Origin of the sequence: Izhakiella capsodis, from assembly GCF_900115045.1 — a bacterium.
Taxonomy (GTDB): Bacteria; Pseudomonadota; Gammaproteobacteria; order Enterobacterales; family Enterobacteriaceae; genus Izhakiella; species Izhakiella capsodis.
The window spans coordinates 149,802-165,563 of record NZ_FOVC01000002.1; the positions used below are offsets into that span (position 1 = coordinate 149,802).

Below are 15,762 nucleotides of genomic sequence, written 5' to 3' on the forward strand. Positions count from 1 at the left end.
CTATTTTTTCTCCACTATCAGAAATTGACGATGACTCAATCCAGCTATAACGCTGATTCCATCGAGGTACTCAGCGGCCTTGAACCCGTGCGGCGGCGTCCGGGAATGTACACTGACACCACGCGCCCCAATCATCTCGGGCAGGAAGTGATTGATAACAGCGTAGATGAAGCGCTGGCCGGCCACGCTCAAAGAGTGGAGGTGATCCTTCATGCCGATCAGTCGTTGGAAGTGATTGACGACGGACGCGGCATGCCGGTAGATATCCATCCGGAGGAGGGCGTCCCCGCCGTCGAACTTATTTTCTGCCGCCTGCACGCCGGCGGGAAATTCTCCAATAAAAATTACCAGTTTTCAGGTGGTCTACATGGTGTCGGCATCTCGGTAGTCAATGCGCTATCAACGCGAGTGGAAGTGACGGTGCGCCGCAACAGCCAGGTTTATGACATGGCGTTTGAAAATGGTGACAAAGTGCAAGAGTTGACGGTTACGGGGACTGTCGGTAAACGTAACACGGGTACCCGCGTACAGTTCTGGCCGGACAGTAAATTCTTCGATAGCCCTCGCTTTTCAGTCTCCCGTCTGTCTCATTTACTCAAAGCGAAGGCGGTGCTCTGCCCTGGCGTTGAAATAGTCTTCAAAGATAATGTTAACAATACCGAGCAACGTTGGTGTTATGAAGATGGCCTGACGGATTATCTGAGTGAGGCGGTGAACGGCCTGCCGACGCTGCCAGAAAAACCGTTTGTTGGTAGCTATGCGGCAGAGATTGAGGCCGTTGATTGGGCGCTGCTTTGGCTTCCTGAAGGCGGTGAGCTGCTGACCGAAAGTTACGTTAACCTGATACCCACCATGCAGGGGGGTACCCATGTTAATGGTCTTCGGCAGGGGCTGCTGGATGCAATGCGTGAATTCTGCGAATACCGAAATATTCTGCCGCGCGGCGTCAAGCTATCGGCAGAAGATATCTGGGATCGTTGCGCCTACGTGCTTTCGGTAAAAATGCAGGATCCGCAGTTCGCCGGCCAGACCAAAGAGCGCTTGTCGTCGCGTCAGTGCGCAGCATTCGTCTCCGGCGTGGTAAAAGACGCTTTCAGCTTGTGGCTTAATCAGAACGTCCAGCAAGCCGAACAGCTGGCCGAGCTGGCGATTTCCAGCGCCCAGCGCCGCATGCGTGCGGCGAAAAAAGTGGTGCGTAAAAAATTGACCAGCGGCCCGGCTTTGCCTGGAAAACTGGCTGATTGCACCGCGCAGGATTTGGCAAAAACTGAGCTTTTTCTGGTTGAAGGTGATTCGGCGGGAGGGTCGGCTAAACAGGCACGTGATCGTGAATTTCAGGCGATTATGCCGCTGAAAGGCAAAATCTTGAATACCTGGGAAGTCTCGTCTGATGAAGTGCTCGCCTCCCAGGAGGTGCATGATATTTCGGTGGCGATTGGCATCGATCCAGACAGCGAAGATCTCAGCCAGCTGCGCTACGGCAAAATTTGCATTCTTGCGGATGCCGACTCAGATGGGTTACATATCGCCACGCTGCTGTGTGCGCTATTTGTGAAACATTTCCGCGCTCTGGTACAGCACGGCCACGTCTACGTTGCGATGCCCCCACTGTATCGTATAGACCTCGGTAAAGAAGTTTATTACGCCCTCGATGAAGCCGAAAAAGAGGGCATTCTCGACCAGCTGAAGCGTAAAAAAGGCAAGCCGGGCGTACAGCGTTTTAAAGGCCTCGGTGAGATGAATCCACCGCAGCTGAGGGAAACGACGCTTGATCCTAATACCCGTCGTCTGGTTCAGCTGGCGATCGACGATGATGATATGGATGAGACCTTGCGGATGATGGATATGCTACTGGCGAAGAAGCGTTCTGAAGACCGACGTAACTGGTTACAGGAGTATGGTGATCGGGCGGACCTGGAAGCTTGATTTTCAGCGTTGCTCACGCAGGGTAATAACGTTGGGGCCAGATGCCGGAACCACCGAAATTTCCGGCACTGGGATTAATCGATTTTTGAAGTATGACTGGTATGTTGATGCGTACGTTTATGATGACATGAATGAGAATGAATTCGTATCATCTCTATGGAACATTGCAATCAGTGATCTTCCGCTCCAAACGGCTATTTCTTTGCTGGCCGGTTGTCAGCGATCTTAGGTACAGGCCAGCGAACGCCAAAATTATGCGTCACGGAGATTTCGACGATTCCAGCCTATAACCCCATAAAGCACGCCCGTGAAGGTCGTCTAAAAGCGTGTTCTATGCGGTTCTGGCGCAGAACCTCATTATATGAAATGCAGAGAAGCAGGTTTAACTTCTCTGCATTTTTTTACTACGCCGTCAGTTGCACACTCGAAGATAAGCGACTCGACAGCTGCGACGGATGTCAGCGGCAGGGTAGTCAGCAGTTTGACTCAGTCCGCTACCAACTGAGGCGGCTACTTATCCTGATGGCATGGTGGTTTTTTATGTCCAATAAGGCCGAATACAGCAACCAGCATCGCAATCAGCGCCACCAGCGCCAGCGTCCATATTCCCATGTGTGAAAAGAAACGCTGATAACCGAGCATCGCGCTTTGATTGGGCTGAGGCTCAGTGGCATTCATTGCCACCACGCCAGCCAGCCAGTTGGCTAGCGCACCGGTTACCAGCATATAAATGCCAGTCAGGACCCCGGTAACACCCGGCATGTCCAGTCTGGTGATGCGTGCCATCGCGATCGGATCGATAAACAGTTCGCTGACGCCCATCACCGACAGTCCGATGATCATTATACTCATCGACGCCTGCCCTGGTGCGTGAGCACTACGGGCGTTAAAAGCCAGCAACATAAATCCACAGCCCATCAGCAGCAGACCGAAAATGAATTTTATCCATAAGACGGGGCCATTACTTTGCGGTCTGGCAGATCGTGAAAGCCAACCGAGTAGCGCACCGGCGGTGATGATAGCGATGGCGTTCACCGACTGAAACAGTGCTGTTGGGATTTCAATACCTGAACAGCGACGATTAACGAAGTGATCGATAAACAGGCTGATTGAGCTTCCGCCTTGCTGTGCCATCACCCAGAACAGCATCCCGACTGCCATCAGCGCAACGATTTGCCACAGAGCGCGACGGTGTTCGGGGGCAGCCAGCATCATTTTGACGATCAGAAAAGCGGCGACGAGGCTGACGGGCAGTAACAGATAGCCGGTCAGATGGTATTTCAGCAGGATAACGAAAAAAAAAGGCGCGACAAGTAAGGTCAACACCAGCCATATCCAGCTTGGGAGGACAACATTGATCGCGCGTAATGCTTTTTTATTTACACCGGCGGTATGGATGAAATGACGCTGCCCGGTTAAAAAGATCAGCAAGCCAATCGCCATGCCGATACCTGCCAGGGTAAAGCCAAGGTGCCAGCCATAGCGTTGAGCAACAAGGCCACAAGCAATGGGGGAAATAACCGACCCCAGGTTACCCGCCGCGTACATCAGTGAAAAACCACCGTCCCGTCGGCTATCCTCGGGTTTATAAAGTTCACCCAGCAGACAGCTGATATTGGATTTGAACAAGCCATATCCGCAAATAATAATAGCCAGTGCGAAATAAAGACCGGACAGTGAGTCGGGTACGCAACCGAGCACGAAATGACCAAGCGTCATCATCAGTGCGCCGCAGATGACCGCTATACGGTTGCCGAGGAAGCGGTCTGCCAGCCAGCCGCCAAAAATAGGGGTGACATAGACCAGTGAAGCGTAAGCGCTGAACAGGCTGATGGCATGGCTGTCATTAAAACCCATGCGGTGAGTCAGATAGAGAATGAGTAAGGCACGCATGCCGTAAAAGCTGAAGTATTCCCAGATTTGCAATCCCACGATGTAGTAAATCGCGGGAGGTTGTGAGGGTGTTTTCATGTGAGCTCCTGATTAAAAAAGGGAGGCTGACACGCCTCCCCTTTAACTGCTTCTGTTGTTATTATTCGGCTTTCAGAACCTTAACGGTATAGCGGCCGTCTGGCTGACGGTAAGCGCCGTGAATATCGGTTTCAAAGCCTGGATAATGCGCACCAATTTCACAAAGCATTTGCAGGAATTCCAATACCGGGCGGCTTTCTTCGGTGATCATCTCTCCTGGCATTACCAGCGGAACACCCGGCGGGTACGGCAGGATCATGTTGGCATTGACCCGGCCGACCATCTCCTCCATGTACACTTCTTCAACCTCGCCATGCAGCTCTTTCTGGAACGCCTTGTAAGGGGTTTCGACCATTGCTGGCAGTACTTCGAACGCTTTGTACATCAGTTCTGGCAGATTATGATGCTCGATCAGTTTGTGAATGCTTTGTGCCAGATCCTGAATACGCATGTTTTCATAAAATTCTGGCGCTTCGCTATACAGCGAAGGCAGCATATTTTTCACCCTCAGATTGAGGTCAAAAGCGCGTTTAAAATCAGTCAGGGCGCGCAGCAGGCTCAGGGCTTTGGTTTTATCAATGCCGATGCTGAACAAAAACAGCAGATTATAAGGGCCAGTTTTTTCAACAATGATGCCGTGCTGATCGAGGTATTTCGCGACGATGCTGGCGGGAATGCCAAATTCGTCCATCGTGCCGTTCTTCTTCATCCCCGGTGTCAGGATAGTCACTTTAATCGGGTCGAGATACATGTGCTCATTGTCGATATCCTTGAAGCCGTGCCATGCGCTGTCGGAGCGCAGTGACCAGCATTCAGCACCGTCAATGTGTTCGGGTTGCCACACGTCGAAGAACCAGCCTTCTGATTCACCTTTCAGGCGTTTAATCTCTTTACGGAAGCGAATTGCGCGCTGAATTGAACCGTCGATTAAGCGTTTGCCGGCGTTGCCTTTCATCATGGCAGCGGCGGTTTCAGTAGAGGCCACAATGCCGTAATGCGGCGAGGTTGACGTGTGCATCATGTAGGCTTCGTTAAAGGTCTCTTCACAGAGATCACCTTTTACGTGGATCATTGAAGCCTGAGAAAACGCCGCCAACAGTTTATGGGTAGACTGCGTTTCATAAATCACTTTGCCTTCAACACGATCACCGCTCATACCGCATTTCCCGGCATAGATTGGGTGGAAATTGGTATATGGCACCCAGGCTGAATCAAAGTGTATTGATTTAACGTCCAGGGTTTTTTTAATGTAATCGGTGTTGTACAGCAGGCCATCATAAGTCGAGTTGGTGATGACAGCATGAACTGGCCAGGTGGCGTTTGGCGTCTGTTTTACCCGTTTGGCGATGGTTGCGTGTTGAAATTCGCTCTGCGGGATGCCGCCGAGAATGCCATAGGCGTTGCGGGTCGGGCGGAAATAAATTGGTGTCACATCGCTCATCATCATCAGATGCGTTAGCGATTTATGACAGTTACGATCAATAAGGATCGTGCTGCCAGCCGGAGCAGAGTACATCCCGACAATTTTGTTCGCCGTCGAGGTGCCGTTGGTCACCATATAGCTGTGTTCAGCATTAAATACACGGGCAATATACTCTTCTGCTTCTTTATGCGGCCCACTGTGATCGAGTAAAGATCCCAGTTCGGAAACGGAAATTGAGATATCCGACTTCATGGTGTTTGGACCGAAGAAATCATAAAACAGGCTGCCTACCGGACTTTTCTGGAAGGCGGTGCCGCCCATATGTCCTGGCGTACAGAATGTATATTTTCCTTCACGAACATATTTGAATAATGCCTTAGTCAACGGCGGCAAAATTTTATCAATGTATTCGTCGGTATTTTGTTTTATTTTTGCTGCGATATCATTAGCCGCACCCAACGCATACTCAAAAAAACGTACCTGCATACGCAGATCGTTAAGGCTAACGTCAAGGGTAGAGTGGCTGTTGGCAAAAGCATATTGCGGCATGTATTCATTCAGCGCGCTAATATCCTGGCACAGTTCGAGATTATATTTATCCCAGTCGAAAATGACGCCGCACAGGCGGGCATTATTTTCGATAAGTTTAAGTAAATCTTCACGGTCGTTAGGATAAACAATACGGAAGTCGAGGCGCTCAAGTGCATTATGCAGTTCACGAATGGGTTCTTCTTTGAAATAAACGCCCATGTGATTCATTATAGCGATAACATTCATAATATTCTCCTGGCACAACGAACCCCTGCTGTTATCAGCAATGTATAAAACAGGGGCGATGAAATTAGGTTTATGACTAAAATCGATTAACGACTTAAAGTGCGTCAGCCGTGGTGTTATCTTTTTCCTGCGCGGTTTTTCCCTGATGCATTTTGCGGCCATAGAACATCAGGATGATCAGGCTGACAATGAAGGTTCCTGAGAGCTCAAAAGAGCTGGCACCTGAAAGGGCAATAAAGCAGAAGCCACAGCCCAATACTGAGCACAGCAGGCTTACCAGATTACCGATATTGACGCCTTCAAAGCGAATCAGGTCAACGCAGGAGTAGAAATAAGGCAGCATGGTCAGCAATACCGCGATACCCGTTAATTCACCGAACAGATCCGAAGCTTTGCCGCTTTTGGAATTCATGATGGTGATCAGCGCCATCAGCACGGTCATTTTTACTGCTGCCAGCAGCAGGCCTTTTTTAGGCACGCCTTTATCATCCACTTCGCCGTAAATTTTCGGGAAGTTGCCATCGTTTGCCGCGCGGACGCCAGCCTGTCCTACCAGCATCATCCACGATCCGAGTGAAGTCAGGCAGGCGAAAGCCGTGAATGCAGAAACAACCGGTGCGGCCCAGTGACCAAACATGGTGGAAGTGCTGTAGGCAAAAGGTGCGCCGGATGCAGCCATTTTTGCTGCTGGATACATTCCACCGATTACCTGGGTGGCTGCGATATAAACAATCCCCGCCAGTCCGGTACCTAACATGGTTGCCAACGGCACGGTACGTTTCGGATTATTAACCAACCCAGTACTGACTGCTGCTGATTCAACGCCGACGAAGGCCCACAGGCAGAGCAGAATACTCTTCACTACCGCATGATAATTGGTGGTGGTGGACGTGTTCCAGTTGCTGCTATAGGTGGTCAAATCAAACCAGTGCCAGCCTACAGTTGCGGTCAGAACCACAGGGATCAGTACCAGTACCAGACCGATGGTGGTCAGTCGGCTTACCCAGCTGCCGCCCAGCATATTAACGAAGGTAAACAGCCAGACAATCACCACGCAAGCGATACCTGCTGGGAGCGGACTGTTTAATATCGGAAAGAAGGTGGACAGGTAAGATACGGCGGTAATGCCAATGGCCAGGTTCCCAATCCAGTTAGCGTGATAATAAAGAACGCCGGTCTGAAAACCAAAAGCAGGAGAGATCTCACCAGCATAGGCTATTGGGCCACCCTGTTGCGGATTTTTAGTCGCCAGCCTTGCATAAACATAAGCCAGTGACATTGCGCCAATCAGTGAGATAACCCAACCCCAGATAGATATTGTACCGATGCTGGCGAGATTTGCGGGTAATAAAGCTATCCCGCTCCCCATCATATTTCCGGCCACCAACCCGGTGCAGGCAATAAGCCCAATTTTTTTAGCAGAACTCATGTAATTCTCCTCAATATTTTTTTATGCGGCCAGATTTGCGCTTAATGATTCAGATCCGACCAGATGCGAGAAGAATAGAGATGGGCTTGAGGAAAGTCCTAAAGATAAAGTTAATTTAAGGGAATTAAGTTATAAACCTGTTTGTTGAGAAATTAAAGCAGCAGGTAAAGAGTAAATGTTTAGATCAAATAAAAGTAAACATTGAGCATATTCAATGAGATGCATTTATTTTGTAATGTTTTAACGTTGTTAATTTGATGTTGTTTTTGTTTAATATAATTTAATTATTGATGTTTTTCCGATACATTTATTTAGCCAGCATCAGGCGGGCTGATTTATATTTGTCGGGTGTCATTACACTTATTTGATATTAAACCTCATTAAATAGGGTGCCACCTCTTGAATGGATGTCTGAAATACGCTGTTTTCAATCCAGTTGAGTGTGTCGGCGCCCGGACGCAAATTAAACCCGGTGAGATAAGCATCTGCGGCCTGCCGGTTATCCCCTTTCATTTCGTATACTTTGCCGAGCAGTACATAATTGAGCCATGACATTTCCTGCCCAATTCCCAGGTTAATCATTGCATAGGCATCATTGACCTTGCCGTGTTCCAGATAATCAATGGTCTTTATCTGATAATAAATGGCGCTGCCATTAATCTGCGGCATGGCGGTTACCTGATTGATTTCGCTTTGTAGCCCGTCATCACGGCTGTCATCACTGGGTTGCTGTGAATACCTTAGAGTGTCTACCAATGCCTTTTCCGCATAAGCCCAGGTATAATCCGGCCACTGTTTGATGATCCCAGCCAGAATATCACTGGCCTGAGAAAGTGAATCAGCATCACCCTTCAGTAATAGCTGATGAGCATCATAAAAACGCGCCAGCGCCATGCCCTGTTTTGGCAGATAGGCATCCAGCATCTTTTGCATCTCTGTAGGCCAGGGTTGAGCCAGTGCCGTTGACAGGTTGTTGAGCAGATCTTTAAGAATTGATAGCTGATTGTCGTTGGTGATGAAATAGCGCTTGTCCAGCATCACGCTACTATCGCCATTGTCGATCAGTTTAACCGACATGAAACATTGCTGAGAACGATAGTGGCGCTGATTAACAAACTCAATAGTCAGTGTCTTACCCGACGAGTCAGGCTCATTTACATTGTAGTTAGTTCTATCGTGCACCATGAAGGTGGAGTACGTATTCAGTGAGGTGGTGATCAGATCGCCGATGCCGACGGCATAGGGATATTGCAGCGAGTGCTCATTGCAAGAGTCACCATTGAGCAGGCGGACATCAATGTCGCGCGGATTTAACATCAGCAGCGTTTTTACCTGCGGTGATCGGCCTGACATGCTGGAGAGAGCGACCAGGGTGACACAGCTTATCAGTGAAATAATAAACAGCAACCAGACTAAAATGGGCGTTATTTTTTTTTGCCTGCCGTTTGTCATAACCGGAAAAGTTGGCGTAGCAGTGGCGATGGACGCCACTGCTACGTGCACTGCTGGCTGCAGAGCATCGGTAGAGCCTGAAGAATCTGGCGCGCCGGGATTAGCTTCATCAGTACACCAGATTACCGGTGCTACTAATTTATAGCCACGTTTAGGCACCGTAATAATGTATTCAACGTTATCTTCATCGCCATCTTTCAGCGACTTGCGAAGCTCCGAAATGCTTTGCGTTACCACATGATTAGTGACGATGTTGCGCGTCCATACGCTGTCTATTAGCTCATCCCGGCTCAGCACTACATCAGGATGATGAGCAAAGAAAACCAGAAGGTCTATCAAGCGTGGTTCTAGCGTAACCACGCGATCAGGAAGAGTAATTTGGTTGACTGAAGGTGTCACCAGCCATTTACCAACACGCACAACAGATTGCTGCATTTTTATGAGAGCCTACGAAAAGCTGATTAGATAACAATATCAACGCAATCCGGAGTGATTTTTTTAACCCGATAGCGTTGATCTCGCTTATTCACATACCTTATGAGATTAGCCTTATAAAGTTTAAGCTTAAAAACCAAATTAGTCTTACATTTTTTATACAGATAATTCTTAGTAATTGGCTAACTGTTAAGATATTCTCGCCAATGTAAGCCCGCACCTCCTTAGCCAATTTTATCTATGGCTATATTTTATCCATTCAAACTTAAAGGCCATAAGAGTTAAATTTTACATTATTTAATCCGCTTTTAATATTTCCTGAGGGACAAGCTGGATAATGGTAAACCTCAGAGGTTGTTACTAAATAATATTACATTAGCGATCGCTGATGATGGCAGATATACCTTCATGACTATGATGTTAAGGATAATTAAATTATCTGCTCCTGCGACTGGGCTGCCAGAATAATGTTAATTGACAGACACTGCAATTGAGGCCCGCGTGAAGCGATCACGGTGTTTTCGTTACGGAAAGACTGTTAGCAACAGCCGTTGTGCTAAGAATATGACCGAGACTCTGGCGCCTTTACAACCGTGCCGACAGCGTCGTATAGCATTATAAGTTACCACTGAAAATGCGCGATAAATCACTAGAATTTTGCAGGTTGAGCAACAATAACATTAAACAGATTACTGTTTTAGCACCTAAACCTGAGCTGGCGCACCAGAGCACAACATCGAAAATATTTATCTGTTTGCGGCACGTCTTTACTGGCGTGGTTAAGCTGCGTCGCATTTAGTCAGCGTGAGACAAAGTAAAACGCTTAGCGTTTGTACTACCGGTGGTTACAAATCCTCTGGCCTGAAAAAGCCTTACGGGAGTTATGAAGGGATCGATATCAGCATGGCGTAATCGTTAGCTGACAGCCTGGCTGCCAAAATAAAAAGGGTGCAGATCGATTGGAAAACCTTGATGGATTTTTTCATAAGAAAAAATGCGACATCGCAATGGGCGGTATCTCCGTTACGCTGCAGTGCCAGCAGGCGTGGTTTGCTGAACGTCTGGATACTGATGAAAATATTTCGCGGGTGCGCTGTGCAGATAGAACTAACTATCAAACCATTGAGCAACGCAACCAACCGGTTGTCCGTCTGATTGAGCCTGCAGGGGGCACAAACGAAGCCTTTGTTCATTCTCCTTTGCCGCGAGCGTCTTTGTCGCTGTTTTATGACAATCTGAAGATTTTTCAGCAAATGGTGGATAACCGAGCGCATGTCATGTTCACCGATGCTTCTGGAGCGCAGTTCCAGATGAAGCACTACCCACAGCATTGCGGGCTAAATCCGCAAAAACCCCTGCAGTAAGGTGAAAAAGCTTACAAGCTGTCGCGTAATGATATTAGCTGGAAGTGGTATGTCGACCAGTGGTTGCATCTCAGTAAAGCGACCGGTAAATACCAAAGGATACTTAGTCAGTGGATTGCCACGAACTAACCTGCTAATGGCTGGCCAGGCCAGACTGAGTCACATTGCGGGTTGTTTGTGACTAAGCGCGCGAGATGAGGTACTATCCTCGCCAAATCTGCCCGCGTTGCGTGATCAGCGTTCTGCCGAGGATAAAATAGTGATGAGTGAATTGACGCACGATGGGGGAGAGCGTCTCGCCCTGCATAAGTTTACCGAAAAGGCGTATCTGGATTATTCCATGTACGTCATTATGGACAGAGCGCTTCCCTATATTGGTGACGGACTTAAACCGGTTCAGCGCCGTATTGTCTATGCCATGTCCGAGCTGGGACTCAACGCGAGCGCAAAATTTAAAAAATCCGCGCGAACCGTTGGCGACGTGCTGGGGAAATACCATCCTCACGGAGACAGCGCCTGCTACGAAGCGATGGTACTGATGGCGCAGCCTTTTTCTTATCGGTATCCGCTGGTCGATGGTCAGGGTAACTGGGGGGCGCCTGACGATCCTAAATCCTTTGCGGCAATGCGCTATACCGAGTCGCGTTTGTCAAAATACGCTGAAGTGCTGCTGGGCGAGCTGGGCCAGGGCACGGTGGACTACACCGCTAATTTTGACGGGACGATGGAAGAGCCGAAAATGCTGCCAGCACGGCTGCCCAATATTTTGCTCAACGGCACCACCGGCATTGCGGTCGGGATGGCAACTGATATTCCGCCGCATAATCTGCGTGAAGTAGCTGCCGCCACCATCAAGCTTATAGACAGTCCTAAAACCAGCCTTGATGAGCTACTGGATATCGTTCATGGCCCTGATTTCCCGACAGATGCTGAAATCATCACCCCGCGCGATGAGATCCGTAAAATTTACCAGAATGGCCGTGGTTCTGTTCGACAGCGTGCAGTGTGGAAAAGAGAAGATGGTGCGGTGGTGATCACCGCGCTGCCCCATCAGGTTTCAGGTGCTCGCGTGCTGGAGCAAATCGCCAGCCAGATGCGCAACAAAAAGTTGCCGATGGTCGAGGACTTACGCGACGAGTCTGACCATGAAAACCCGACGCGGCTGGTGTTGGTGCCACGTTCGACCCGGGTCGACATGGAGCCGGTGATGAACCATCTGTTCGCCACGACCGATCTTGAGAAAAGTTATCGCGTTAATCTGAATATGATCGGGCTGGATAACCGCCCATCGGTGAAAAACCTGCTGGAGATATTGAGTGAATGGCTGGTATTCCGGCGTGACACAGTACGTCGCCGCCTGAATTATCGCCTGGATAAAGTGCTGCGGCGTTTGCATATCCTTGAAGGTTTGCTGGTGGCGTTCCTCAATATTGATGAGGTGATCCACATAATCCGAACTGAAGATGAACCTAAGCCGGTGCTGATGGCGCGGTTTGCCATTTCAGAAACTCAGACGGAAGCAATTCTTGAGCTGAAACTGCGTCACCTGGCAAAGCTTGAAGAGATGAAAATTCGTGGTGAGCAGGCGGAGCTGGAAAAAGAGCGCGATAACATTCAGGCGACGCTGGCGTCTGAGCGTAAAATGAACAGCTTGCTGAAAAAAGAGCTGCAGGCAGATAGTGACAAATATGGCGATGAGCGTCGCTCTCCGTTGCAGGAACGCGACGAAGCGAAAGCGATTAGCGAGGCCGAGCTGATCCCTTCTGAACCGGTAACTATCGTCCTGTCACAAATGGGATGGGTGCGTAGTGCTAAAGGGCATGATATCGACCCGCAAGGGTTAAGCTACAAAGCCGGTGACAGCTTCCGTGCCGCCGCCCGGGGTAAAACGAATCAGCCGGTGGTATTTATCGACTCCACGGGTCGCAGTTATGCGCTTGATCCCATAACGCTACCATCGGCGCGTGGCCAGGGTGAACCCTTAACCGGCAAACTGACACCACCACCTGGTGCTAGTGTCGAGCAGGTGTTAATGGAAGCCGATGAGCAGAAGATGTTGATGGCGTCTGATGCGGGCTACGGCTTTGTTTGTACCTTCAACGACCTTGTATCGCGCAATCGTGCCGGCAAAGCCTTATTGAGCCTGCCGCAGAATGCGAAAGCCATGCCTCCGCTAGCCATTGTCAGCGACGACATGATGCTGCTGGCAATAACGAAGGCGGGCCGCATGCTCACCTTCCCGGTAAGCGGTCTACCACAGCTGGCGAAAGGTAAGGGCAATAAAATTATCTCTATTCCTTCCTCGCAGGTGACTTCAGGTGAAGATGGCCTTGCGTGGCTGCTACTGCTACCGCCGGATTGCGCTATCACTTTGCATGTTGGCAAGCGTAAAATGACCTTGAAAGCTGATGATCTGGCGAAGTTCCGCGCTGAGCGTGGTCGCCGTGGCACGTTGTTACCGCGTGGTTTACAGCGCATCGACCGGGTTGATGTTGATCAGCCGAATAGCGCAGACGAAGAAGAGATCGGATAATTATGCCGTCGGGCAGCGGTCGTATTCTGCCCGGCTCGCAGCGCAGTGTTTTTAGTCTGGAGACGTTATAATATCAGGCGGAGTTGTCTGAGTTCTGGTGTGTTCAGGTAGTCATGATCATTGAGGTTGGAATGCTCGCACTTTTTCGTATTGTTACCGTAGTCATCTATTCCATTCTGGTTTGTGTCGTGGGTTGTATCTGGTGCTTATTTAGTCCCAGGCATCCAAACCACGTGGCGCGTTTTGGCCACATGTTCGGCAGGTTGTCGCCACTATTCGGCGTCAAGGTTGAGCTTCGCTTACCGCCGGAAGCGGCCAGTTTTCCCAATGCTATTTATATCGCTAATCATCAAAATAATTACGATATGATAACCGCAGCAAATATTGTTCAGCCAAATACGGTCACAGTAGGTAAAAAAAGCCTGCTGTGGATCCCTTTTTTCGGCCTGCTTTACTGGTTGACCGGTAATTTGTTAATCGATCGTAATAACCGCACTAAAGCGCACGGCACGATTGAGCTGATTGTTGAGCAGTTCAAAAAGAAAACCATCTCTTTTTGGATGTTTCCGGAAGGTACGCGCAGCAGGGGACGAGGTCTTTTACCTTTCAAAACCGGCGCTTTCCATGCAGCAGTTGCTGCTGGCGTACCGATCATTCCCGTAGTGGTTTCCAATACCCACGATAAGATAAAACTCAACCGCCGTAACAATGGACTGGTTATCGTTGAAATGATGCCAGCTGTCGACACCTCTGCTTTTGAAAAAGAGTCGGTACGCAAGCTGGCCACCCATTGCCGTGAACTGATGTCTGCCAGGCTCGATGCGTTAAACGCAGAGGTCGCGCAGCGCGAAACCAACGGTAATGTTTAACCGGCGGCCTGCCGGTTTGGCGCTGAACTCTATCGCGCACAGCAAAGCGTTAACATCATAGTAAACTATAGCGGCGCCTGAAGCGCCGCTATAGTACGGAGTATTTATGGCCATTAGTCGACGTCAGTTTATTCAGGTATCCGGCCTGGCGCTTTGTGCGTCGGCACTGCCTTTATGTACGCGTGCCAGCGGCAGCGCGAACCCTTTACCCGTTCCTCCGCTGATTGAGTCACATCGTGGACAGCCGATATTTCTGACGTTGCAACATAGCCACTGGTCTTTTTCCGGCAGTAACGCGAATAAATCCATGGTATGGGGAATTAATGGTCAGTATCTTGGGCCGACTGTGCGCGTGCGCAGCGGCGACGATGTCAAAATCATCTGGAGCAACCGCCTGCCGGAACCGGTAGCGATGAGCGTCAGCGGACTACAAGTCCCCGGCGTCCTGATGGGCGGTCCGCCACGTCAGATGTCCAGCGGTTCTGACTGGGCGCCGGTGATACCCATAAGTCAGCCTGCTGCCGCCTGCTGGTATCATGCCACCACACCCAACCATATGGCGCCTCATGTTTACAATGGTCTGGCAGGCATGTGGTTGATTGAAGACGAGGCGAGTAAATCTCTGCCGTTGCCAAATCATTATGGCGTCGATGATTTTCCACTCATCATTCAGGATAAGTTGCTGGATAACTTCGGCGCACCGGTATATGACCCGCCGTCCAACGGTGGTTTTATGGGCAACACGCTGCTGGTCAATGGCATACAGAATCCTTATCTTGACGTGTCCCGAGGCTGGGTGCGTTTACGCCTGCTTAACGCGGCCAACAGTCGGCGCTTTCAACTCAGCATGAGCGATGGCCGACCCTTCAACGTTATCACCAGCGATCAAGGCTATCTGCCCGCACCGGTGAGCGTGCAGAAGCTGTCGCTGGCGCCGGGTGAGCGGCGGGAGATCGTGGTTAATATGACTCAGGGAAATGAGGTTTCGATTACCGCCGGCGAAGCCGCGAGTTTAATGGATCGCCTGAGCGATTTTTTTCAGCCCTCCACAACGCTGTCTAATACGATCGTTCTGACGCTACGCCCGACCGGATTACTGCCGCTTGTCACCAGTAATTTGCCGATGCGCTTGCAGGCCGAGCAGCTGGCGGACGGTGTGGTTAGCCGCACGCGTGAGTTTCGTCTCGGTGATCGAAAGCCGGGGATTAATGGAGCCCTGTGGGATAGGCAACGCATTGATGTGCAGGTGCAGCAAGGTAGCCTTGAACGCTGGATAATACATGCGAAAATGCCGCAGTCTTTTTATATTCAGGGAGTAAAATTCCTGATTAAAAGTGTTAACGGCGCTTCTGCGATGGCAGAAGATCGTGGCTGGAAGGACACCGTTTGGGTGGATGGTGAGGTGGAGCTGCTGGTCTCTTTTGCCCAGATTTCATCCGATCATTTCCCGTTTATCTATTACAGTCAGACGCTGGAAATGGCGGATCGCGGCACGGCGGGGCAGCTACAGGTGGTGTCGGCCCTGACGTCCTGAGACACGATGATCTCACTTTATTTGGAAAAAAGGGGCATTTAAGGACCCG

General features: G+C 49.9%; 8 protein-coding genes and 1 pseudogene. 5 read left to right on the forward strand and 4 right to left on the reverse strand.

Annotation, left to right across the window (positions count from 1 at the left end; genetic code table 11):
• Nucleotides 1–30 precede the first annotated feature (30 nt).
• On the forward strand, nucleotides 31–1,926 hold the full coding sequence (gene parE / locus BM191_RS04120; protein ID WP_092875444.1) for a DNA topoisomerase IV subunit B: 1,896 nt from the start codon (nucleotides 31–33) through the stop codon (nucleotides 1,924–1,926).
• 510 nt (nucleotides 1,927–2,436) lie between these two features.
• Here parE and BM191_RS04130 read toward each other — a convergent pair.
• The 4 genes from BM191_RS04130 to cadC form a co-directional block, all read right to left on the reverse strand.
• A complete protein-coding gene (locus BM191_RS04130) occupies nucleotides 2,437–3,897 on the reverse strand; it encodes an oligopeptide:H+ symporter (RefSeq protein WP_092875448.1) in 1,461 nt (486 codons plus the stop codon).
• 61 nt (nucleotides 3,898–3,958) lie between these two features.
• Nucleotides 3,959–6,097, reverse strand: a complete 2,139-nt coding sequence (cadA, locus tag BM191_RS04135; protein WP_092875450.1) for a lysine decarboxylase CadA — start codon at nucleotides 6,095–6,097, stop codon at nucleotides 3,959–3,961.
• Between the two features lie 94 nt (nucleotides 6,098–6,191).
• The gene (cadB, locus tag BM191_RS04140; RefSeq protein ID WP_092875452.1) at nucleotides 6,192–7,526 is read right to left on the reverse strand and encodes a cadaverine/lysine antiporter; all 1,335 of its coding nucleotides are present in this window, start codon (nucleotides 7,524–7,526) and stop codon (nucleotides 6,192–6,194) included.
• Between the two features lie 360 nt (nucleotides 7,527–7,886).
• A complete protein-coding gene (gene cadC / locus BM191_RS04145) occupies nucleotides 7,887–9,413 on the reverse strand; it encodes a lysine decarboxylation/transport transcriptional activator CadC (RefSeq protein ID WP_092875454.1) in 1,527 nt (508 codons plus the stop codon).
• Nucleotides 9,414–10,217: 804 nt separating this feature from the next.
• Between cadC and BM191_RS04150 the strand changes: the two are divergent.
• From BM191_RS04150 to ftsP, 4 genes and pseudogenes are all read left to right on the forward strand, one after another.
• A pseudogene (locus tag BM191_RS04150) lies at nucleotides 10,218–10,906 on the forward strand (transporter substrate-binding domain-containing protein).
• Nucleotides 10,907–11,039: 133 nt separating this feature from the next.
• Nucleotides 11,040–13,310: a DNA topoisomerase IV subunit A gene (gene parC, locus BM191_RS04155; RefSeq protein ID WP_092875456.1), complete on the forward strand. Its 2,271-nt coding sequence runs from the start codon at nucleotides 11,040–11,042 to the stop codon at nucleotides 13,308–13,310.
• Nucleotides 13,311–13,441: 131 nt separating this feature from the next.
• Complete coding sequence (locus BM191_RS04160; RefSeq protein WP_092876151.1) at nucleotides 13,442–14,179, forward strand: 1-acylglycerol-3-phosphate O-acyltransferase; 738 nt, start codon at nucleotides 13,442–13,444, stop codon at nucleotides 14,177–14,179.
• 106 nt (nucleotides 14,180–14,285) lie between these two features.
• Nucleotides 14,286–15,713 carry a cell division protein FtsP gene (gene ftsP / locus BM191_RS04165; RefSeq protein WP_092875458.1) on the forward strand — a complete coding sequence of 476 codons (1,428 nt, stop codon included), beginning with the start codon at nucleotides 14,286–14,288 and terminating at the stop codon, nucleotides 15,711–15,713.
• The last annotated feature ends 49 nt before the right edge of the window (nucleotides 15,714–15,762 follow it).